Source organism: Mesorhizobium sp. LNHC252B00, from assembly GCF_000502955.1.
In the GTDB taxonomy this organism is placed as follows: domain Bacteria; phylum Pseudomonadota; class Alphaproteobacteria; order Rhizobiales; family Rhizobiaceae; genus Mesorhizobium.
Genome location: NZ_AYWO01000055.1, coordinates 1 through 20,561 on the forward strand (window position 1 = coordinate 1; position 20,561 = coordinate 20,561).

At 61.4% G+C, this 20,561-nt stretch carries 23 protein-coding genes and 1 pseudogene; 12 read left to right on the forward strand and 12 right to left on the reverse strand.

Annotation, left to right across the window (positions count from 1 at the left end; all coding sequences use genetic code 11):
* Together X744_RS01000000170640 and X744_RS1000000173160 are read right to left on the reverse strand one after the other, a co-directional pair.
* On the reverse strand, positions 1 to 450 hold a 450-nt coding region (locus X744_RS01000000170640), incomplete at its 3' end, for a DNA polymerase Y family protein (RefSeq protein ID WP_031261429.1).
* On the reverse strand, positions 392 to 1,468 hold the full coding sequence (locus tag X744_RS1000000173160; protein WP_023763025.1) for a RecA protein-like protein: 1,077 nt from the start codon (positions 1,466 to 1,468) through the stop codon (positions 392 to 394). The genes X744_RS01000000170640 and X744_RS1000000173160, both read right to left, overlap by 59 nt.
* 182 nt (positions 1,469 to 1,650) lie before the next feature.
* Here X744_RS1000000173160 and X744_RS140595 point away from each other — a divergent pair, with 182 nt between their 5' ends.
* A complete protein-coding gene (locus X744_RS140595; RefSeq protein ID WP_023763026.1) occupies positions 1,651 to 2,073 on the forward strand; it encodes a metallopeptidase family protein in 423 nt (140 codons plus the stop codon).
* Positions 2,074 to 2,142: 69 nt separating this feature from the next.
* Here X744_RS140595 and X744_RS140590 read toward each other — a convergent pair whose 3' ends face one another.
* A complete protein-coding gene (locus tag X744_RS140590) occupies positions 2,143 to 2,790 on the reverse strand; it encodes a TetR/AcrR family transcriptional regulator (RefSeq protein ID WP_023763027.1) in 648 nt (215 codons plus the stop codon).
* 165 nt (positions 2,791 to 2,955) lie between these two features.
* Here X744_RS140590 and X744_RS140585 point away from each other — a divergent pair, with 165 nt between their 5' ends.
* The gene (locus X744_RS140585) at positions 2,956 to 3,642 is read left to right on the forward strand and encodes a hypothetical protein (protein ID WP_023763028.1); all 687 of its coding nucleotides are present in this window, start codon (positions 2,956 to 2,958) and stop codon (positions 3,640 to 3,642) included.
* Here X744_RS140585 and X744_RS140580 read toward each other — a convergent pair.
* The gene (locus X744_RS140580) at positions 3,629 to 3,835 is read right to left on the reverse strand and encodes a DUF1737 domain-containing protein (protein WP_023763029.1); all 207 of its coding nucleotides are present in this window, start codon (positions 3,833 to 3,835) and stop codon (positions 3,629 to 3,631) included. The two genes, X744_RS140585 and X744_RS140580, sit on opposite strands and share 14 nt — an antisense overlap.
* A 42-nt stretch (positions 3,836 to 3,877) precedes the next feature.
* A complete protein-coding gene (locus X744_RS140575) occupies positions 3,878 to 4,753 on the reverse strand; it encodes a CoA ester lyase (RefSeq protein ID WP_023763030.1) in 876 nt (291 codons plus the stop codon).
* A 324-nt stretch (positions 4,754 to 5,077) separates the two neighbouring features.
* On the opposite strand from X744_RS140575, the gene X744_RS140570 reads away from it, so the two are divergent.
* A complete protein-coding gene (locus tag X744_RS140570; protein ID WP_023763031.1) occupies positions 5,078 to 6,118 on the forward strand; it encodes a LacI family DNA-binding transcriptional regulator in 1,041 nt (346 codons plus the stop codon).
* A 38-nt stretch (positions 6,119 to 6,156) separates the two neighbouring features.
* Positions 6,157 to 6,576 (forward strand): heme-binding protein, encoded by a 420-nt coding sequence (locus X744_RS140565; protein ID WP_032908174.1) that lies wholly within the window; start codon positions 6,157 to 6,159, stop codon positions 6,574 to 6,576.
* A 32-nt stretch (positions 6,577 to 6,608) separates the two neighbouring features.
* Here the strand turns inward: X744_RS140565 and X744_RS140560 are convergent, their stop codons facing one another.
* Both X744_RS140560 and X744_RS140555 read right to left on the reverse strand, forming a co-directional pair.
* On the reverse strand, positions 6,609 to 7,640 hold the full coding sequence (locus X744_RS140560; RefSeq protein WP_023763033.1) for an L-idonate 5-dehydrogenase: 1,032 nt from the start codon (positions 7,638 to 7,640) through the stop codon (positions 6,609 to 6,611).
* Positions 7,641 to 7,654: 14 nt separating this feature from the next.
* Entirely contained in the window at positions 7,655 to 8,575 is a 921-nt protein-coding gene (locus X744_RS140555) for a 2-hydroxyacid dehydrogenase (RefSeq protein WP_031261432.1), read from the reverse strand.
* A 169-nt stretch (positions 8,576 to 8,744) separates the two neighbouring features.
* Here X744_RS140555 and X744_RS140550 point away from each other — a divergent pair, with 169 nt between their 5' ends.
* From X744_RS140550 to X744_RS140515, 8 genes are all read left to right on the forward strand, one after another.
* Positions 8,745 to 9,482: an SDR family oxidoreductase gene (locus X744_RS140550; RefSeq protein WP_031261434.1), complete on the forward strand. Its 738-nt coding sequence runs from the start codon at positions 8,745 to 8,747 to the stop codon at positions 9,480 to 9,482.
* Positions 9,451 to 10,029 (forward strand): gluconokinase, encoded by a 579-nt coding sequence (locus X744_RS140545; RefSeq protein WP_023763036.1) that lies wholly within the window; start codon positions 9,451 to 9,453, stop codon positions 10,027 to 10,029. Before X744_RS140550 ends, X744_RS140545 begins: the two co-directional genes overlap by 32 nt.
* Positions 10,026 to 10,910 (forward strand): NAD(P)-dependent oxidoreductase, encoded by an 885-nt coding sequence (locus X744_RS140540; protein WP_023763037.1) that lies wholly within the window; start codon positions 10,026 to 10,028, stop codon positions 10,908 to 10,910. The genes X744_RS140545 and X744_RS140540 overlap by 4 nt, the downstream gene beginning before the upstream one ends.
* A 78-nt stretch (positions 10,911 to 10,988) precedes the next feature.
* Complete coding sequence (locus tag X744_RS140535; RefSeq protein ID WP_023763038.1) at positions 10,989 to 12,485, forward strand: sugar ABC transporter ATP-binding protein; 1,497 nt, start codon at positions 10,989 to 10,991, stop codon at positions 12,483 to 12,485.
* A 19-nt stretch (positions 12,486 to 12,504) separates the two neighbouring features.
* Entirely contained in the window at positions 12,505 to 13,560 is a 1,056-nt protein-coding gene (locus X744_RS140530) for an ABC transporter permease (RefSeq protein ID WP_023763039.1), read from the forward strand.
* A gap of 28 nt (positions 13,561 to 13,588) precedes the next feature.
* On the forward strand, positions 13,589 to 14,524 hold the full coding sequence (locus X744_RS140525) for an SMP-30/gluconolactonase/LRE family protein (RefSeq protein WP_023763040.1): 936 nt from the start codon (positions 13,589 to 13,591) through the stop codon (positions 14,522 to 14,524).
* Between the two features lie 75 nt (positions 14,525 to 14,599).
* Entirely contained in the window at positions 14,600 to 15,715 is a 1,116-nt protein-coding gene (locus X744_RS140520) for a substrate-binding domain-containing protein (protein WP_031261435.1), read from the forward strand.
* A 128-nt stretch (positions 15,716 to 15,843) separates the two neighbouring features.
* Positions 15,844 to 16,179 carry a hypothetical protein gene (locus X744_RS140515; RefSeq protein WP_031261437.1) on the forward strand — a complete coding sequence of 112 codons (336 nt, stop codon included), beginning with the start codon at positions 15,844 to 15,846 and terminating at the stop codon, positions 16,177 to 16,179.
* 1 nt (position 16,180) lies between these two features.
* On the opposite strand, the gene X744_RS140510 is transcribed toward X744_RS140515, so the two are convergent.
* The 5 genes and pseudogenes from X744_RS140510 to X744_RS140490 all read right to left on the reverse strand — a co-directional run bounded on the left by X744_RS140510 (position 16,181) and on the right by X744_RS140490 (position 20,499).
* A complete protein-coding gene (locus tag X744_RS140510; protein ID WP_084025788.1) occupies positions 16,181 to 17,263 on the reverse strand; it encodes a RelA/SpoT domain-containing protein in 1,083 nt (360 codons plus the stop codon).
* A gap of 318 nt (positions 17,264 to 17,581) precedes the next feature.
* Positions 17,582 to 17,793: pseudogene (locus X744_RS1000000173165) on the reverse strand (spermidine/putrescine ABC transporter substrate-binding protein PotF); the annotation flags it as partial.
* Between the two features lie 68 nt (positions 17,794 to 17,861).
* The gene (locus X744_RS140500; protein WP_023763045.1) at positions 17,862 to 18,932 is read right to left on the reverse strand and encodes an adenylate/guanylate cyclase domain-containing protein; all 1,071 of its coding nucleotides are present in this window, start codon (positions 18,930 to 18,932) and stop codon (positions 17,862 to 17,864) included.
* A gap of 3 nt (positions 18,933 to 18,935) precedes the next feature.
* Positions 18,936 to 19,430: a Rab family GTPase gene (locus X744_RS140495; protein ID WP_023763046.1), complete on the reverse strand. Its 495-nt coding sequence runs from the start codon at positions 19,428 to 19,430 to the stop codon at positions 18,936 to 18,938.
* A 13-nt stretch (positions 19,431 to 19,443) separates the two neighbouring features.
* Entirely contained in the window at positions 19,444 to 20,499 is a 1,056-nt protein-coding gene (locus X744_RS140490) for an OmpA family protein (RefSeq protein WP_245266879.1), read from the reverse strand.
* Positions 20,500 to 20,561 lie beyond the last annotated feature (62 nt).

The following is a 20,561-nucleotide window of genomic DNA, read 5'->3' on the forward strand; positions in this document are numbered from 1 at the left end:
GATGCGCAGCGCGGCCAGCGGCAGGGGTGCGAGCAGCGCTTCCTCCTCGCCGCCATCGACGATGCGGTCACCGGCAAACCGTGCCGCCGCCCAGGCCGCCCCCGGTGTCGCGGCAAGCCCGGCGCGAACGTCAAACCCCTGATGGAAGAAGCGCGACAGGATGTCGTCCAGCATGGCGCGTTCGCCGCCGAACAGATGGGTGCAGCCGGTGACGTCGAGAAACAGGCCGTCCGCCCCGTCCAGCGCCACCAGCGGGGTGTAGCGGTCGCACCAGTCGGCAAGGCCTTCGAGCAGGCGGCGGTCGGCCTCCGGATCGGCCTCGACGATGTCGATCGACGGATGCATGGCGCGCGCATCGGCAATGCCCATGTCGCGCTTCAGGTGCAGCGCCTCAGCCCGCTCGTCGAGGGCCGAGATGCGTTGCGCGTTGCGGTCGCGATGGCTGATCACGAGCGGTGGGCGAGATGGCGGCAGGTGATCCGACGGCCGGGAACGCCAGGACCGCCCCAGACGCTGACGCAGGATCCGTTCCACTGCCAGATAGGGAAACCAGAGGGACAGGATTCTTTGCCCGGCCTCTCTCTTCGCCCCTTCTATCGTCGCCCGCTCTTTCGTCGCCCGCTTTTTCGTCGAATGCGCGTTCATCGGGGTTCCACTCCAGTGTGAATTGTCCAGGCAGGGCCGTGCGGCTCTTGCCGATGGTGAGGGTGAAGGCCGGGTGGCCGATCGAGCCGGCGAGCGGCCCGGCAATGGTGTCACGCGGCGTTGCCGGCGCCGCCGCGACGATGAGGCGGATGGGGGCCGCCGTCGGTTCGGGCTCTGCCGCCTGCCGCAGCAGGAACACCGGCCGGCCGGCACCTTGCGCCCGCGCATGCAGCCGGCGCGTCGCGGTCAGGTCCAGCCGCTGCGGATTGCCGCGAATTTCGAGGATGACGGCGGCGAGCGCCGTCATCCGGGCCGCCTCCTCGGCGACCCACAGCGCATCGACGAGTTTTGGCGCCTCGGAAAACAGCAATTGTTCCGGCTCGATGCCGAACGAGGCGTGAAGCCCCCTGGCATAGGGAAAGCCCGCCTCGCGGAAAATTTCCGATGTGCCGATCCACAGCACCGGCAGCCCTTGCGCCTGCTTGAGGATCAGGCTGGTGAGCGACAGGGCGAAGCCGGCGACGGCCCCGGCATCGCGGGTTTGCGTGCCATGGATTTCGCTCAGGGCTGCCTTCGGCAGGCCGCCACTCAGGGCAGCATCGAGACGCTCGACACCGGTGGGCAGGTACGCATCGGGCAAAGCCGCGGCAATGCCGCGCCGGACGATTGTGAGGTCGGTATTGGATGCGACATCCGTGTTGACGTCAGCATCAAGGGTCGCTGCGGCCGGCGCCTGCAGGCGCTCGGGCAGCGTTCCCTCGATTTTCGCGATCTGGCGGCGCAGGGCAAAAACAGTTTCCCGCGCCACGGCGGTCATCGCCATGACGGTCAGCTTCCACTCACAATTGTTCCTGTTATGTTCCCTATAGATTCCAGAGGGTGCCGGAAGAGTCAAGCGGAGTCATGGGGAATTTATTCCTCTCCACCTGATGGTGCAGGCGCATCAGCCCGTTCATTTGCCGATTCCGGTGCGAAAGCCTATATGCCCGGATCAAAGGACAAAGCATGGCCCGCATCTACAAGACCCGCACCTGGCACGACGAACTCTCGCCCTCCATGGACGAAATGGAGTTCCTCGCGCTGGAGGCCTATGCCCATCTGCCGGAGGATTTTCGCAAGCTGACCGGCGAGATCGTCATCCAGATCGCCGAGTTCCCGACCGACGAGATCATGGACGATCTGTCGCTGGAAACGCCCTTCGACCTGCTCGGCCTGTTCGAAGGACGCGGCATCGCCGAGCGCTGGAATCCGCAGACCGGCGAAGGCCCGAACCGCATCACGCTCTACCGCCGCGCCATCCTCGACTACTGGTCCGAGAACGAAGAGACGCTGGGCGACATCGTCACCCACGTGCTGATTCACGAGATCGGCCATCATTTTGGACTGTCCGATGACGACATGGAGAAGATCGAAGAGGCGGCCGAGTAACTGGTTCCTAGCCGCGTGAAATGTCCACTCCACTCAAGTCGATCCAGAACTCAGCGGCGGCAAAGGCTTCTAAGATTTCGCTTCAGAGAGGTTGGTCATCCGGCTGATGAAAAGATGCAGCGCCTTCCGCAGGGCGAGCGATGGCGGCTCGGACGGATGCCACTGCGAAAAATGACCATCAACCACCATTCGTGCCAAGCCATAGACAAATGCACGAGCGGCAAGAACCAGATGATCGAAGTCTGCGTTCGCAGCCAGCTTACCCTGTTGTTGTGCTTGGGTCAGCAGGTCGATCATCTTCCGGCGAATGGCCTCATTCTGTCCGCGAAGACTGTCCGACCCGTCGAAATCAATCAGCGTTCGGGAACTGATGACCTGGAAATGCGTGGGATTGGCGATCGCCCATTCCAGATAGCCTTGTCCGATTGCTTCGAAGGCCACGATGGGATCTGCGCTGTCGACTTCTGAAAGTGCATCGGCCACGGCCTCTGTCAGCCGGCTCATGGCCAGTTCGGCTACCGCGGTCAGCAGCGCTGTTTTCGATTGAAAATGCCGGAAGGGCGCGCCGGGGGAAACGCCGGCCCGCTTTGCGGCTTCGCGCACGCTCACATTGTCGGGGCCGCCTTCCTCGACAAGTTGAATTGCAGCATCGATCAGCGCGTCCCGCAAATTGCCATGGTGGTAGCTGGTGCGGCGAGGCGTCTTGGCTTTTGCCATCTCTTTTCCTTCGTTCCGTAGAGCTACTTCACGCGTCGTAGCACGATCCGCGATTAATGTAATCGGCGTTTACAACGCAGGCAAGAGCATGTAATCAGTGATTACAAATGGGATCGGAACAGGCCTGCGGTCTTCGCGGCTGCCGTTTTCCCTGAGGAGACGAACATGCTCGCCAGAACCGCCGAACCTCGCCGTCCGCAATCGCTCATTGCGCTTCAGAGGCCAGCCGAAGAACCCGAGCACGAGGAGAATTCCGCGACTGTCCAGTCGAGGGCGGCTGCGCCCAGCGCCAAGCTTTATCGGCTTGCCTCCGTCGCCGGGGTGGGAAGCGCGCTTATTCTTCTGGTCAACGCGGCCAAACGCAGCGCGCTCATCGCGACCACCGATCTGACGCAACTTCTCGCGCCAGTCGCCGAGATATTGGCGCTTGGTCTTGTCGTAGGCCTGTTTCTTGCGTTTGGCCGGCGCGCGGGCCTGTTCGGTACCATCGCGTTCGTTATCAACTTCGTTGCATTGGCAAGTTTGGTAGGTGTGGAAGTGGTGATCAATCTCGTATTTTCGAAACTTTCTCTGGCGACCATCATCGAGCTGCGCGCCGGTCCTCTCGGACTGGCTCTGGTCGTCAGTTCAGTTCTTTTTCTGCTCGGGACGCTCGCGTTTGTAACCTCTCTTGTCGTTGCAAGAGGCGTGCCGCGCATTCCACTCGCCCTCTATATCATTGGCGCGGTGCCTATCGCGCTCCGGGCGTTGGTGCCGGAGTTGGCGCTTGACCTGGGCTTGATGACGCTTGCGGCAGCGATCGCCTGGCTGGCCGGGTGGCTGTGGATGCGAGCGCCGATTACCAGTCGCTGAGCTTGGTGTCCGGCCCGTATTCCTGCCCGTCGATATCCTTGACCACTGCCTGGCCGCAGCACATCGTCTTGGCTTTCTTGTCGTAGGCATAGGTCGGCGAGCCGAACAGGTGCCAGCCCTTGTTCAGGGCGGCCGTCACCTTGTGGCAGAAGCTGGCATCGTCCGGGCCAGTCAGAAAGCGGTAGAGCTTCATTTTTCAGTCCTGTCGTGAGTACCACGGCCCGCAAGCCCGATATCATGCGCCGGTGGCGGCCGCCTTTGCCAGCAGTTTTTCGGCCTGCGCCAGGTGCAGCCGCTCGACCATCTTGCCGTTCAGCGCAATCACGCTTTTGCCGGCATTCTCGGCAAGGGCGAAGGTATCTTTGATCAGGCGCGCCTCCGCCACCGCTTCCTTGGACGGCGCGAAGGCGCGGTTCGCGGCTTCGATCTGGGCCGGATGGATGATGCTCTTGCCGTCGAATCCCATGGCCGCCGACTCCGTGCACTCACGGGCAAAAGCGTCGAGATCGCGAAAATCGTTGGAAACGCCGTCGATCATGTCGATGCCGCCGGCCCGCGCGGCCAGCACCATATGCATCAGCCATGGCACGAGGTAGCGCCGGTCCGGCGTCGCCAGCACGCCGGTGTCCTTGACCAGATCGTTCGTTCCGGCAACGAAACAAGCCAGCCGAGCGGCGGGATCGCGGCCAAGTTCGGCAATGGTGCCGATGTTGAGCATGGCCTTGGGCGTTTCGATCATGGCCCATAGTTTCACGCTGTCGGGGGCGAAGTTGTCATCGAGCACATCGCCGGCCTCGAGCAGGTCGCGCGGCGTATCGACCTTGGGCAGCAGAATGCCGTCGGGCTCGCAGCTTGCGGCGGCCAGCAGGTCGTCGGCGCCCCACTCGCTGGCCACCGCATTGATGCGCACGATCATCTCGCAACGCCTGTCGGCATGGCCGGCGAAAATCGCGGCCAATTTCCCGCGAGCGGCGATCTTGTCGGCTGGAGCGACTGCGTCCTCCAGGTCGATGATGATGGCGTCGCAGGACAGCTGCGCGATCTTGGCCAGCGCCCTGTCGTTGGAGGCCGGGATATAAAGCACCGAGCGGCGCGGGCGGTAGGTTTCCATGGGGGTCCGAGCTCCAGCGGCATCGCCGGTAGGTCTGCTTTCAGGAAGCCGCGAGCCGGTCTGGCCGAGATTGTGGCGCAAAGCTGTGCCTAAGGCGAGTGGAAAGGGCAGTCTGGAATATTGGGAGGGAAATCTCCAGAGACCGAAACCCAAGGCGGACACGACCTGGTTGTTGCCAGCTCTCGGTGATATCGATAACATATCGAAGTCGATCCGATTCTGAGAGGTGGTGATGAACGCGGCCGGACGCCAGACAAACCCCGTGACTGAGTGTCTGGCGCTTACCTCTGTCAGGCCGGCGTGGCCGGCCGGTAGAGAGCGCTGATGGCCAAGGCAGCCTCATCGAAACCGAGCGAGAGCTACGCTCCGACGATGGTCGACGTGGCGCTGCGGGCGGGTGTGTCGACCATGACGGTTTCGCGGGCCCTGAAGGAAGGCGGTCGCGTTTCCAAGGCGACGCGGGAAAAGATCATGGTCGCGGTCAACGACCTCGGCTATGTGCTTGACCAGTCGGCCGGCAGCCTTTCCTCGCGCAAGACTGGATTTGTTGCCGCGATGGTTCCGTCACTCAACAACTCCAACTTCGCCGACACGGCGCGCGGCATTACGGATGAACTGGAGAGCACGGGGCTCCAGCTTCTGCTCGGCTACACCGACTATACGGTCGAGAAGGAGGAAAAGCTGATCGAAGCGATGCTCCGCCGACGGCCGGAAGGCATCATCCTGACCGGCGGCGCTCACACGGATCGCGCCCGCCGCCTTTTGAAAAGCGCCGGCATTCCAGTAGTCGAAACCTGGGAGTTGCCGGTAAAGCCGATCGATCAAGTGGTTGGTTTCTCCAACGAGGAGGCGATGGGGCTTCTCGTCAAGACGCTCGCCAGGAAGGGTTACCGAAAATTCGGTTACATCGGTGGCACGACCTCGCGCGACACGCGCGGCAGCCAGCGGCGCGAAGGCTTTGTCAGAGCCATTGAGGAGCTCGGCCTGCCGACCGGGCGCCTCGTTTCCTTTGGCGTGCCGCCGATATCCATCGAGCAGGGCGGCCAGGCCGTCGTCAGCATGCTGGAGCGTTGGCCGGACACGCAAGCCGTACTCTGCGTTTCGGACCTTTCGGCCTTCGGCGCACTGATGGAATGCAAGCGCCGGGGCATGCGGATCCCGCAGGACATCGCCATTGCCGGCTTCGGCGACTACGAGGTAGCCGCCTTTTGCCATCCCGGCATCACCACCGTGAATGTCGACTGCTACGGGATCGGGCAACAGGCCGCTCGCAGATTGATCCAGGTGATCCGAGGCGACGAGAAACGACACGGCCAAGAAATCGTGCTCACCGGCTATCGCGTCGTCGAGCGCGAAAGCACCTGAGTTCCTGCATGGATTCAAACGCAGCGAAGGGCAGCCCAATAGCGATGTTTCGCGAGACCATCACCCTCACGCATGACGGTGCTTTGAAAGCCGTTGCAGCCGGAGCAGCGCGCGCCGTCACGATGGGCGTGCCGCAATGTCTCGTGGTTGTCGATGCGAGCGGCGAAGTCCTCGCCAGCCTGCGCATGGATGGCGCGCGGTTCCTCAGCATGCGTACGGCGCAGGCGAAGGCGCGCACCGCAGCGTCAATAAACGCCGCTACTGGCGGCATGGCGTTCGAAGCGGCGCTCTCAGCCGGTATCGCTTCGCAGGGCGGCGTGACCAATTTGCCTGGGGGCTTGCCGATCCGCTTCGGCGGACGCCTTGCGGGCGGCATCGGCGTCGGTTCGGGAACCGGCGAGCAGGATTTCGATGTGGCACACGCTGCGCTGGCGGCGGTTGGCGCCGACGTGATTTAAGGCGATGTGCCTCCAGCGCAACCGAAGGATCTTCAGAACGCGATCTGAACCTTCATGGATTTGTTTCGGTCACCGGCGATGTCGAAAGCCGCGACCGCCTCGTCGAGAGGATAGATGCCCGTCAGTAGCGGTTTGACGTCCACCCGGCGGCGATTGATCAGGTCGACGGCGAGCGCAAACTCCTCGTGGAAACGGAAAGTGCCCCGCATCTCGATCTCTTTCGCGACGATGAGGTTCTGCGGGATCGACAGATCGCCGCCGAGCCCGAGCTGCACGAGCACGCCGCGCGGCTTCAGGACATCAAGCCCAGCACGCACCGCGCGTTCATTGCCGGAGGCCTCGAACATCATGTCGAAACTACCCTTGTCGACATTGTAGGCGGCGAGCTTTTCGCTGTTTGTCGCGACGTTGATGGTGCGATCGGCGCCGATCTCCAGGGCCTTCGCCAGCACGCCCTCCATGACATCAGTGGCGACGATTTCGCGCGCACCGTGGGCTCGTGCGGCGAGGATGCAAAGCGCGCCGATCGGCCCGCAGCCGGTGACCAGAACCCGCTTGCCGAGCATCGAGCCGGCGCGGTTCATGGCATGCAGGGTAACCGCGAAGGGCTCCGCAAACGCGGCTTCGTTGACGGAGATGTGGTCGGCTATTCTGTGGCACTGCCACGCCTCGGCGACCAGGCGCTGGCGGAAGGCGCCCTGGATGTGCGGCATCGGCATGGCGCTGCCATAGAAGCGCATGTCGAGGCATTGGTTCTGCATGCCTTGCAGGCAGTAGCGACAGGCATTGCAGGGTCGGCTAGGCGAGATCGCGACGCGGTCGCCGATGGCCAGCGCGGAAACGCCACCGCCGATGGCCCTCACCGTGCCGGCGACCTCGTGGCCGAGGATCATCGGTTCGCGCAGGCGGATCGCGCCAAAACCGCCGTGATTGTAGTAATGCAGGTCCGAGCCGCAGATGCCGCCAGCTTCGATCGCAATCTCGACCTGGCCGGCGCCAGGGGAGCCCGGATCGGTCTCCTCGATCCGCAGGTCTTTTGCGGCGTGGATGACGATCGACTTCATGATGTGATCCTTTCTCAGACGACCGGTGTCAGCAAGGTCTGTCCGCCGAAATGGGCCGCGAGATTATCGCGAACGAGCTGACCCATGGCCTTGCGGGTCTCCACCGTGCCGCTGGCGTGGTGCGGTTGCAGCACGACGTTGGTAAGCTTCAGGAAGCGCTCGTCGATGGTTGGCTCGTTCCAGAACACGTCGAGCCCGGCACCCTTTATGGCACTGGATTCCAGGGCCGCGAGCAACGCGGTCTCGTCGATCGTGCTGCCGCGCGAAATGTTTATGACGATACCGTCTGCTCCGAGCGCTGCCAGGATCGACGCATTAATCATGTGTTTCGTGCTTTCGCCGCCGGCGAGCGTTACGATTAGAAATTCGCTATCGCTCGCCAGTTCGAGCAGATCGCCGACGAACGTATAGGGAAGATCGTCGCGCTTGCGGTTGTCGAAATAAGAAATCGTGCAGTCGAATGCAGCGGCGCGCTTCGCCACCGCCGCACCGACGCGGCCCATGCCGACAATGCCCAGCCTTTTTCCACAGACACGCGTGACCAGCCCCATATTGCCCTTGCGCCAGCTTCCATCGCGTACGTAGGCGTCGGCCTGCGGGATTTTTCGCGCCACGGCGAGCAGCAGCCCGATGCCGATATCGGCTACGTCCTCGGTTAGAACATCAGGTGTATTGGTGACACGAATGCCGTTCGCCCGGGCATAGGCAAGGTCGATGGCGTCGGTGCCCACGCCGTAGCAGGAAACGATTTCAAGCTGCGGCAGCTTCGCCATCAGCGCAGCACTTGCGCCAAGCTCGCCACGCGTAGCTATGGCGCGGATCGCGCCGGCGTGGCTTGAGAGCAGCGCGTCCTTGTCCTCGGACTGCCAAAGCTTGTGGACGCGATATTTCGCTTCAAGATCTCCCATGTCCCAATCCGGATAGGGACCTGTCATCAAAATGTCGGTCACGGCGTCATCTCCTGTGCATTTTTCCAATTGACTATGTTATCGATAACATTCATGTCAATAGGGACTGGCGGCAGGTAGGTTGGAAATCGCGGCCGCTTCAGGAAACATTGCTCAGGAGGAGCGTTTGGGCAGTTCGTTGTTTGATTTGACCGGCATGCGGGCGCTGGTCACAGGCTCGGGACAGGGGATCGGCCTGGCGCTGGCCGAGGGGTTGGCGCAGCACGGCGCCGAAATCGTGCTCAACGGGCGCAGCGCCGAAAAAATAAAAACGGCCGCGGATGCACTGACAGCGAAGGGACACAAGGTCCATAGCGCCGTCTTCGACGTCACCGATCATGCAGCGGTGGCGAACGGCGTCGCGGAGATCGAGGCGACGATCGGCGCCATCGATATCCTTATCAACAATGCCGGCATGCAGTTCCGAATGCCGCTCGAGGATTTCCCCGCTGACAAATGGGAGGAACTCTTGCGCACCAACATCTCCAGCGTGTTCTTCGTGGGACAAGCGGTGGCGCGGAACATGATCCCGCGGCGGCGCGGCAAGATCATCAACATCGCGTCGGTGCAAAGCGAACTGGCACGGACGAACATCGCGCCCTATACGGCCACGAAAGGCGCGGTGCGCAACCTGACGCGCGGCATGTGTGCCGATTGGGCGAAGCATGGCTTGCAGATCAATTCCATCGCGCCGGGTTACTTCAAGACGCCGCTCAACCAGGCGCTTGTCGACAATCCCGAATTTTCGGCGTGGCTGACTAACCGCACACCGGCTGGTCGCTGGGGCGACGTCGGCGAACTTGTCGGCGCGGCGGTGTTTCTGGCTGGACCGGCCTCATCCTTTGTCAATGGACACACGCTCTATGTCGACGGTGGCATCACGACCTGCCTTTGAACCCGCGCTCATCGTCGTGATGGGTGTCAGCGGCTGCGGCAAGACCAAAGTTGGCGTCGAGATCGCCGCACGGCTTGGCCTTGCCTTCGTTGAAGGCGATACGCTGCATCCGCGCAGCAATGTCGAAAAGATGTCGGCGGGCATACCGCTTGCAGACGGCGATCGCTGGCCTTGGCTGGATCTGGTCGGCGCAGCCTTGCGCCAGGCTCGTGAGGAGGGTCGCGGGCTAGTCGTCAGCTGTTCCGCGTTGAAGAAATCCTATCGCGACAGGCTTCGCGATGCGGCGGGCGAGTCGCTGTTTTTCGTATTCCTGGAGGGGTCGCGCTCGCTGCTGCAAGCCAGGCTCGCCGAGCGCCGCGGCCACTTCTTTCCACCGGCGCTGCTCGACAGCCAGTTCGCCACACTGGAGCATCCAGGCGACGAACCGCTGGTGGTCACAGTGGACATCGACGCGCCTGTCGACACGATTGCCGATAGAGTGTTGCAGGGCCTGGGTGCACTTGGGGTCGACCCTGCCAGGATGAAGGAAAGAGGCACGTTGAAATGACGCAACCAACAAAAGTCGCCGTTGTCGGCGCCGGCATCATGGGGTCAGCGATCGCCACCCGCCTGATCGAGACTGGGCTAGCCGTGACGGTGTTCGATCTGGACAAGGTCAAGGTTGCAGCGCTGACTGCAAAGGGTGCGGCTGCCGCCGCGTCGGTCGCCGAGGCAACGCGAGCGAACGACTTCGTCATTCTCAGTCTCAACCATGCCGATATCGTGCGTTCGGTGGTGTTCGGCGATGCCGGTGTCGCGACTGCGGCATCGCCCGACAAGCTGCTGATCGACATGTCGTCGATCGACCCGGCCGACACCGCTGAGATGGCTAGGAAGCTCTCTGCCGAGACCGGCATGAAATGGCTCGATTGTCCGCTTTCGGGCGGCGTTCCCGGCGCGCTGGCCGGCAGGCTGACCGTCATGGCGGGTGGCGAGACTGAAGACTTCGAACAGGCGCGCACGGTGATGCGGCACCTCTGCACCAACTACACTCTCATGGGCCCGAGTGGGGCAGGGCAGACGACCAAGCTGATCAACCAGCTGTTCTGCGCCGTACTGTTCCAGGCTGTCGCCGAAGCCGTGAAGCTTGCCGAAGCCGGCGGCGTAGACCCGAAGGCAATTCCCGCGGCACTCAAGGGCGGGCGGGCTGATTCCAGCATCATGCAGGAGTTCATGGCAAAATTCGCTGCCCGCGATTTTTCGCCGACCGGCCGCATCGACAATATGCTGAAGGATCTGGATTCGCTGCAGGCCTTCGCGCTGAAAACCAAGACGCCGATGCCGATGACCGGGCAGGTGGTCGAGATCCACCGCCTGCTCTGCGCGGCTGGACTGGGGCCAAGGGATTCGGCTGAGATGATGCGCCTGCTCGACGGCAAGACCAGCTAAGCGGCGAGCCCAGATTTGTCGCTTGACGCTCAGAAATGTTATCGATAACATCATTTGGCGATCTCGGGAGGAACGCTTTTGACTGAGGAAAAACTGATCGAGTTCAAGTCGATCACCAAGGAGTTCGGCGGCACCCGCGCGCTCTCTGACGTGTCGCTCGATCTGCACAAGGGCGAGATCCTGGCACTGCTTGGCGAGAATGGCGCCGGCAAGTCGACGCTGATCAAGACGCTCGCCGGTATCTACCGGCCGGATGGCGGCCAAATCCTGTTTCGCGGCGAGCCCTACCACCATCGCCCGCCGCGGCCGAACCAGCGCCAGTCCGTCGCCTTCATTCACCAGGATCTCGGTCTTATCGAATGGATGACGGTTGGAGAAAATGTCGGCCTCGCCCAAGGCTTTTCGCTTCGCTCTGGCCTGATCGACTGGCGATCGACCGAGGCGAGGGCACATGAGGCGCTGAAGCTCGTCGGCTGCGATTTCGACCCGACGACGCGGGTCCAGGATCTGACGCGCACCGAAAAATCGCTGGTCGCCATCGCTCGCGCCTTGGCTACCGAGGCCGATGTGCTGGTGCTCGACGAGCCGACCGCCAGCCTTCCCGCCGACGAGGTCGAGCGGCTGTTCGACGCCATCCGTCCGCTCAAGCAGCGCGGCGTCGGCATGATCTATGTCTCGCATCGCCTGGATGAAATTTTCCGCATCGCCGATCGCGTCGCCGTGCTGCGCGACGGCAGGCTGGTGGACGAGAAGAAGGTCGCCGACACAAAACCGGACGAACTGGTCGAGCTGATCGTCGGCCGTCCGGTCAGCCAGGTTTTCAGCAAGGCTCAAACGCAGGCCGGCGAGACGATCTGCGCCGTGCGCGACCTAGTCTGCGCCGGTGCCGGCCCGGTGTCTTTCGACGTGCGCAAGGGTGAGTTGCTCGGCCTGGTCGGCCTGCGCGGCGCCGGGCAGGAACTGGTTGGCCGGGCGCTGTTTGGCTGCCAGGCCTTTTCCGGCACGGTGACGATCCGCGGGGCTGTGCCGGACCTGTCCAGCCCGATCGCGGCGATGTCGTCCGGCATCGGCCTGATCGCGCGCGACAGGACCGAAGAGTCAATCGCTGGATCCTTGTCGATCCGCGAGAACAGTTTCCTCAATCCCGGCGCCGGCAAGCGCGGCCTGTTTTCCTTCCTCGCGCCTCATAAAGAGGCTGCGCTGGCGCAGGCGATTGGCGGGTCGGTCGGGCTGCGCCCCAACGACCCGAATCTGCCGATCGAGGCACTGTCAGGCGGCAACCAGCAGAAGGTGATTGTCGGCCGTTGGCTGCACACCGACCGAAAACTGCTGATCGCCGAAGACCCGACCGCCGGCGTCGATGTCGGCGCCAAGGCCGAGATCTACCGGCTGATCGGACGCGCGCTTGAAGCCGGCCTCGCCGTCGTCGTGGTGTCGACCGATTTCGAGGAGATCGCCCACATCTGCCATCGCGCTTTGGTGTTTTCGCGTGGGCAGATCGTTCGCGAACTCACTGGCAAAGACCTCACCACATCCGCCGTGATCACCGCGGCATCGGCTTCCGAAGCCGCCTGATCTTTCTGGGAGCGAACTCATGCAATCGATCGAATCCAGCGCACTCGAACCGACCCGCGGCGAGATGGCTGATATGTCCATGGGGCAGAAGGTCGTCCGGCTGCTGCCGGTCTACGGGCTGGTCATCCTGACGGTGTTGCTGATCCTGTTGTTTTCGATCCTGCTGCCGAACACGTTCCCGACGCTGCTTAACCTGCGCTCGATCGTCTCCGACAAGGCGATCATCGCGCTGTTGTCGCTGGCGGCGATGATCCCGATGGCATCGGGCCGAATTGACCTCACCGTCGGCTACGGAATTGTGCTGTGGCACATCCTGGCCATCAGCTTGCAGACTATGCTCGGCATTCCGTGGCCGCTGGCAGTGATGATCGTGCTGCTTCTCGGCGCCGCGACCGGCTTCCTCAACGGCCTGCTGGTCGAAGTCGCCCGCATCGACTCCTTCATCGCCACGCTCGGCACCGGCACCGTTCTCTATTCCTTGGCGCTTTGGCACACTGGCGGACGGCAGGTTGTCGGCGTGTTGCCCAACGGTTTCTACGCGCTCAACGGCACGATGGTGTTCGGGCTGCCGATCACCGGCCTCTACGTGCTTGGCATCGCCGTGGCACTGTGGATCATCCTCGAATATCTGCCGATCGGCCGCTATGTCTATGCCATCGGCGCCAATCCGAAGGCCGCGGCGCTGAACGGCATTCCGGTGCGTCGCTTCGTCATTGGTGCCTTCATCTCGTCGGGGTTCCTGACGGCGCTGACTGGCGTGCTGCTCGCCTCCAAGCTGCGCATTGGCCAAGCCAGCGTCGGGCTGGAATATCTGCTGCCGGCTCTCGTCGGCGCCTTTCTCGGCTCGACAACCATCAAGCCCGGGCGTGTCAATGTTTGGGGTACGATGACCGGCGTCGTCATCCTGGCCGTCGGCATTTCCGGCATCCAGCAGTTCGGCGGCTCGTTCTTCGTCGAGCCATTGTTCAACGGCGTCACGCTGCTCGTCGCCATAGGCATTGCCGGCTACGCCCAGCGCAAGCGCGGCGCCGCTCACAGGGCCAGGACCAAGACCGTAGTGCAGGCCTCGAAGTGACCAGCCGAACCCATCCGGGAATAATGGCATGAGCGACTGCGAGATTCTGGACGATCGCTTCCGAAAACTGACGATCGGGCATGCCAAGCTCGAACGGCTGTGGACCGGCAGCCGCTGGGCCGAGGGGCCGGTCTATGTTCCCGCGGCAAAGCATTTGCTGTGGTCGGACATCCCCAACGACCGGTTGTTGCGCTACGACGAAAGCGACGGCTCGGTCAGTGTCTTCGAAACCCCTTGCAACTACCAGAACGGCCATACACTCGACCGCGAAGGCCGCGTCGTTGCTTGCGAGCATGGCGGGCGCCGTATCTCCCGGCTCGAGCATGACGGGCGTTGGCAGACGCTTGTCGAAACCGTTGCAGGCAAGCGGTTCAATTCGCCCAATGACGTGGTGGTCAAATCCGATGGGACGATCTGGTTCACAGATCCGGTCTACGGCATCGAAAGCCACTACGAGGGCAAGATCGCCAGGGCGGAGATCGGCGGATCCCATGTCTACCGGTTCGACGAGCTTTCGGGTGAGGTGACGGCCGTTATCACCGATATGGTGCAGCCGAACGGCCTGGCTTTCTCGCCCGACGAGACGATCCTCTATGTCTCGGACAGCGGCGCCAGCCACGCGCCCGGCCTGCCGCGCGCAATCAAGGCCTATGACCTTGCCGCCGATGGCCGGTCGGCGCGTGCAGGCGATACCTTCGCCGAATGCGGGGCAGGCCTCTTCGATGGTTTTCGCGTCGATCGCGACGGCAACATCTGGGCCTCCAGCGCCGACTCGGTGCGCGTCCATGCACCGGACGGAACCCTGATCGGCCGTATCCTGGTTCCCGAGCTCGTTTCCAATGTCTGTTTCGGCGGTCCCAAGCGCAACCGTCTCTACATCACCGCGCAGACATCCCTCTACGCCATCTACGTCAACGCACATCCGGCCGGCGTTGGTCCGGTGGCGGGCGACATCAGCCGGTGACATGTCGCCAACTCCAATCGAAAGCCGAGTTTTGAAAGACCTATGCAATTTCTTGAAACCAAGGGAGGTACCAACATGCAACGCAGAACATTCCTGAAATCATCCGTCGCCTTGATGGCCATGACAATCGCTGCTCCTGTCCTTTTCGCCGGCCAGGCTCGGGCGGACGCGATGGCCGACGCCATGGCGGTCGTCCAGAAATATGCGCAGAAGGTCACTGCTTGGGATGGCCCGACCACCGGTCCGAAGGCGCAGCAAGGCAAGACGATCGTCGTGCTCGCCGGCGATCTCAAGAACGGCGGCATCTTGGGCGTCACCAACGGCGTCGAGGAAGCGGCCAAGGCGATCGGCTGGAAGGTCAAGGTGATTGACGGCGCCGGCTCGATCGGCGGCCGCACCGCTGCCTTCGGCCAGGCCATGGCGTTGAAGCCGAATGGCATCGTCATCAACGGTTTTGACGCGGTCGAGCAGGCGCCGGCGCTGGAACAGGCCAAGGCCGCAGGTATCCCGTTGGTCTCCTGGCATGCCGGACCGGTGATCGGGCCCGACGAGAAAAGCGGCGTGTTCGCCAACGTGTCGACGGATGCCATGCAAGTCTCCACGACCGCGGCCGACTGGGCCTACGCCGATGCCAAGGGCAAGCCCGGCGTCGTTATCTTCACCGATTCGACCTACGCCATCGCCATCGCCAAAGCCGACAAGATGAAGGCGGAGATCGAGCGGCTGGGCGGCAAGGTGCTCGAATATGTCGACACGCCGATCGCCGAGACCTCCCAGCGCATGCCGCAGCTGACCACTTCGCTGCTGCAGAAATACGGCGATGCCTGGACGCATTCACTGGCGATCAACGACCTTTATTTCGACTTCATGGGACCCTCGCTAGCCGCCGCCGGCAAAGCCGGCACCGACGCGCCGATCAATGTCGCCGCCGGCGACGGTTCGGAATCGGCCTATCAGCGCATCCGCGCCGGCCAATTCCAGAAGGTGACGGTCGCCGAACCGCTCAACTTGCAGGGCTGGCAATTGGTCGACGAACTCAATCGCGCCATCGCTGGCGAAAAATGGTCGGGTTATTTATCGCCGCTGCACGTCGTGACCGCCGACAATGTCGAGTTCGACGGCGGCCCGACCAATGCGTTCGACCCCGGCAATGGCTACCGGGACGAGTACAAGAAGATCTGGGGCAAGTAGGAGCCAGGCGATGCGGGCGCAACGCGATGCGCCCGCATCGCATTCGTACCACAAATCCACGAATTGCACCGCGCCTGCCCTTGCCGGTCGGCGGCCATCCCAAGCGCAGAAACCAGGAAACCTCCGCCATGATCATCCGCTACGCCCTCTTCGAAGGGGAAATCCACGCCGGGCGCGAGAGCGAGTTCCGGCGCTTCGTCAGGGAAAGGCTAGTGCCGTTGTGGACGCAATTTCCTGGGGCGGAAGAGGTGCGCGTCCTGGACGGCACCGCGCGGGACGACGGCGCTCCCGTCTATGCCATGGCGCTCGCCATTCGCTATCCCGACATGGACACCTGCAGCCGGGCGCTTCAATCCGATGTCAGATTTCAGAGCCGCGACGTGACCGGAGAGCTGCTCAAGATGTTCACCGGCCGCGTGCATCACCATGTTTTCGAGGCCAACGAGTATTCAACCGCTCGATAGACTAGACTGTATTGGATAGCCGCGTTCCCGTGCAAATGGATTTCAGATTGCGAACAAATAAGGAAACGTCTCCGAAGTAATTCGGATACATTTCACCAAGCTTGTCGACCTTATCTACCTCGACCAAGACAGCCTTTGCACCATTGCTCCTTAGCTCGATTTTCAGCTCCATCTCTTCCAATGTCCTCGCACCTAACATAAGCGTCCAGAATGGTTGGATGGTCACGTTATGATCTTTGCCATATTGGAGCAAATAGTATCGAGATTTTTCCGTTGGCTGTACGAAGTTTTCTGAATAATGGGTAAGATTCTTGATGCCTTCTAGTATGCTGGTCGCACCTATACGCTTATTGATATCCCGCAATTCCCGCACCCGGTCATTGTGATCTGGAACGCCGATATGGACGGGGCACTGCTCAACATGCGCGAATTCCGCCGACATAAGCTCGAAAAGGCGTAGCCAGTCCTGATCGCCCTTTCCGTGCTTCAGATCCTGGCCCCGGAATAGCCCGACAGCCTCAACTGCAGTCGCCCATGAGTGCTGAAGTCTGGTCCGAACTTGCAATTCGATGCGTCGTCCTTCGAAAGCCTCAGTGTCGGCATCTCTGGGTCGGTACTTGAAAACAATGTGGTGACTTCGATAGCCGTCCGGCTTCGGTTCATCGATATAGTTGAATTCCCGAGAGTGGATATCATGCGGGAACTTGTCTCGCATCGATGCGAGAAGCGAGCGAACACCTTTGATGTCGGCCATGATCGCTCGGCAACCGCCGATGTCGTTCATGGTGTCCAAATTGGTGGTGGACTCGCGAAGCTTCCGACGAATGGATGCGATACGTTTCGGGCGGGATGCCATGTCGCCCTTCAGTCGCAGGGCCCTCATGTGGTGACCGACAGAGAACCGAACGCTCCGCATCGGCAGAAAGTGCGAGTCGCGCCAGCTATTGGCGATTGAGAAGATTTCGAGTGTGTCCACGTACTGGCCGACAGTGATGTCTTGTCCGAACTGAATAAGTTTTGCCAGCCGGTCGCCTGCCTTGCGGACGGCTTTCATGCCGTAGGCAAGGCGCGGGTACTCAGTCATTGGACCCATGAAGTCAAGGTAGTCCGCCTCATTCTGGACTGGCGGGACTACCGCAAGGGAATCAGATCTCATGGATCACAACATACGTATCTTAAGCCTGGCAGGCTATGACGTTGCGGGCCGTCAATGTTTTTCGCGGCTGCGAAACAACCTGATGTCCATGATGCCGGCGGCCAGCGTTTCGTCCTCCAAGAACCTTTCAGCTTCGGCGCAAGGGCGAGCGATGGCGACGGTGAAGCTGGCATCGAAGAGAGTACCCTCAAGATCGTGAACCGCCCCACGTTGATTGGAGGCTCCAATTCCTGAGACAATTGGCCCCAAACCCACCGTGCCCCACATATAGTTCACGGAATATTGGTTGCCTGGGCCGTACTTGGCGGTGCGCCGCTCGATGAGGTCCCACATGTTGGCGATGTTTGGCAACTTCGCCCTGTCCAGCTTCTGGAAGGCGCCCCGACCTGGCGGGACAGGAAACTGGCGCTTGGCACGACGACGTCGTAGCCGGTTCCGCCAGTGAGAAGCTTGGTCTCAGAGTTGAATGGGCAAATTCGGTCGTTGAATGCGCCACACCACGACGTGCAGTGCGATCAGCGGCAAATCAGGCCGGGAGCCGCCACATTCGGACACGACCTGTACCACGCAATTCCGTTTCCTCGAGCGGGTCGCAAGCAAATTTTGGTCCGAGCAGTTGGCGGGTTGCATCGGAAATACGGATTTCATCGGGCTCCGCGGACGTTTGAATGCGTGAGGCGAGGTTAACCGTCTCGCCCCACAGGTCGTAGGCGAACCGCCTTTTGCCTATGACGCCAGCGACGATCGGTCCTGAGTGAATTCCAATTCTCAGTCTTATCGGTTCTCCCGCGAAGCGTTCGCGCTTGACCGCCCTCCGCAGTTCAAGTGCATAGTGCGCAAGGGCTTGTGCATGATCGGATCGCGCGGTGGGCAAGCCAGCGACAACCAACACACAATCGCCGATTGTCTTGATCTTTTCGCAGCCGTGTCGTTCCGAGAGCCGATCCGCCGCCTTGAAGAAGTAATTTAAGATAGCGAGCGTCGTTACCGCTCCGACGCTCCGCGCTCTTTCCGTGAAACCGACGATGTCGGCAAAAAGCACACTCACCTCCGCGTGGTTGTCTGCAATTTTCTTGTGCGCTTTCAACCGCTCCGCGATCGACGCCGGAAGAATGTTGAGGAGCAGGGATTCGGCGCGCTGGTATTCACGCGACAATCCCTCCTGGCTCTTCCTCAGCGCCTCGTTCGTCGATTGTAATTGCTCGTTGAGTTGACGCTCCCTTTCTTGCAGGAGCGTCATTTCATAAGCCTTCTGTTGAAGCCGCTGCTTGTTGTCGCGTTCGGCAGTGGCGTCAAGAAAGAGCAGCCACACGCAGTCGTCGTCGGCAAAAAGATGGAGGTCCGCGACACGCCCGCTGGGCAGTTCGATCATAGCCATATGATATGGAAGTTCCGGGAAAGGCAGCAAACCTTCCATGAATTGAAGCTGATCGGTAACAGGCCTGCCGATGCGAACGGATAAGAGCCCGTAATGTTCAACGTTACCGCCCTTCGCGGCTATGCAAAGCTGGGCGTCAATTTTGACATATGCGATAGAGTGCTCGTTATAGAAGAAATTGTAAATCCAATCTCCGACTTCTCGTGGCAATCTACGCATGGTCTATTTGGTGACCATCGAAGCAAGTTGAAGGAACGCATCATCGACGTGCTCACCCGAAAGCGCACTTGTTACATAGATTTGCCATCCACGTTGCCTCAGTCCGCTAATCTCACTATCCGGTATTACCCACCGATCGGCCAGATCGGATTTGTTGAACAGCAATACAAACGGCATAGCACCGAATTCGGCCTCGACCCGCTCGCGCAGCGTGAGCGCGGCGGCAAGAGTAGCGGCGCGGGTTCCGTCGACGACAAGCACGAGCCCTGTCGCACCTCGCACATGGCTGACGCGGAATGAGCCGATATCGTCTTCGCCGGCCAAATCCCACAAAATCAGATCCACTGTTTTGTCCGGGAGTGCGACACTCTTCTTGTCGATTTTCACTCCTACCGTGGTCAAGTAGGTTTCTGAAAAGATGCTTTGCACAAACCTGCGAACCAGGCTGGTCTTTCCGACAGAGAACCCGCCCAACATACAGATCTTTTTTTGCAACATCTTGGGCTCCGCCCTAATCCAGGTTTACCGTAACCGAAACCCGGCGATTGGTGGAGCTACCAGTTTGACTATTTTCAGGCACCGCGGGTTCAAAGGTGCCCGCGCCCCGAACCAGCAGCAGTTCCGGAGCGACGCCGCGCTTGTTGAGAAGCGCACGAACTGTCTCGGCGCGGGCGGCGCTGATCGACGCGTTGGCCGTCTCACGGCCCGTGGCGTCCGAATGGCCGGTCAACATGAACCGCGCTGTTACGCCTGACTTGCGGGCATCTTGGGCGAATTCCTTTATTTGACCCGCCAATCTGTCGAGAACCGGCACCTGCTCTGGTCCCGGCACAACTTTGCCGGAAGAGAAGAAAATATCGGTCGTCTGGATGGCTTCTCTCAAATGATTGAGTTCTGCAAGGTCCAGTTCATGCAGCTGCGAGACATCCAGAACCACTCCGTCCGCCGAAAGTTGTTCGGCGGCGGCCTGCGCCCGGTTGATCCAGGCGGCAGGAGCCTCACCCACGACAACGATGCGACCCTGGATGATCGAAAGCTGGACCGATTTCGGCGGGGTCAGCGACGCCGTCAGCCGCTTCACCACGAACTTCGGATCGAGGCTCTGATAGAATTGCCACTGTGAATGAACGCGGTCAGGATCAACCTGCGTTCCGGACAGCAGAGCTTGCGGGTCGGCGGCAAGCGGGTCTCTCAGGCCGGAAATGTAGAAATGTCCGCCCCTCGCCGTTTGTTGGGCGACGATGATCCCCGGTTGGGCCTCAAGTCGCGACACATAATACTGCCAGTGCTCAGCCGCGCGTGCTTCGGGGCTCACATCACGAACCTTGGAGATGTCGAATTCCGGTCCGCCTGCCGAAAGCTGGCGGGCGGCTGCGCGCGCCCGATCTATCCAGGTGTCGGGAGCCTCACCCTCGGCAACGATGCGATCATTGACGATCGAAAGTCGTACTGTATCGGGCGGGGTCAGCGACGCCGTCAGTCGCTTCAACACGAACTCCGGCTCAAGGCTCTGATACAATTGCCACTGTGAATGAACGCGGGCGGGATCGACCTGCGTTCCAGACAACAGCGACTGCGGGTCGGCGCCAAGCGGGTCTCTCAGGCCGGCAATATAGAATTGGCCGCCGC